This is a genomic window from Parasediminibacterium sp. HNIBRBA5674, assembly GCF_056745525.1.
Map to the genome: position 1 here is coordinate 1 of NZ_JBQWIE010000102.1, position 589 is coordinate 589.

Annotated in this window: 1 protein-coding gene; it reads right to left on the bottom strand. The window is 29.9% G+C overall.

From position 1 onward, the window contains the following. A partial coding sequence (locus ACT9TX_RS18440; protein WP_481340587.1) for a helix-turn-helix domain-containing protein occupies positions 1-195 on the bottom strand: 195 nt, incomplete at its 3' end. Positions 196-589: the final 394 nt, after the last annotated feature.

Below are 589 nucleotides of genomic sequence, written 5' to 3' on the forward strand. Positions count from 1 at the left end.
CACATCAACCACTATTACTTCAAAATTATTGTCGCTATTATGCAAGGCCTTTTTGCCAGGCAAATGAAAGGATGGTGATTGTAGTAGTATCTTTTCTGTTGTTGTAATAATACGCCAACAATGCATTTCACTGATGCCATAGCTTTTACTAATATGCAAAAAGGTACGATACTCTCGATAGTACATCAGTAACATTAACAGTTAATCTTCTATTGACAATTTAGATGGTCTACCACGTTTAGAATCCTTACACTGAGCTTGCTTATAGTTGATAACGAACAATGTCATCTCTATAAATGTCGTTGGTTTTACATGTGTAAGACGTTTGAACATCTCTGCAGAACAATCTTTTACATCTTTATATAGCATAACTATATTAACGAACAAAAAAGAAAAATATTGAACGATAGGTTTATGTTAGAGGTCTTATTGATAAAGAGAAAATTATCAATTATAGTAACATTTGAGCAGGTAATTTTTAGGGGTTAATAAATTAGCGTTAGTTTTTTAGTCAAATTTTTAGTTAAATAAAAAATGGCGATTACTTAATTAAAAGTAATCGCCATAAATTAATAGTATTAAAAAGTGT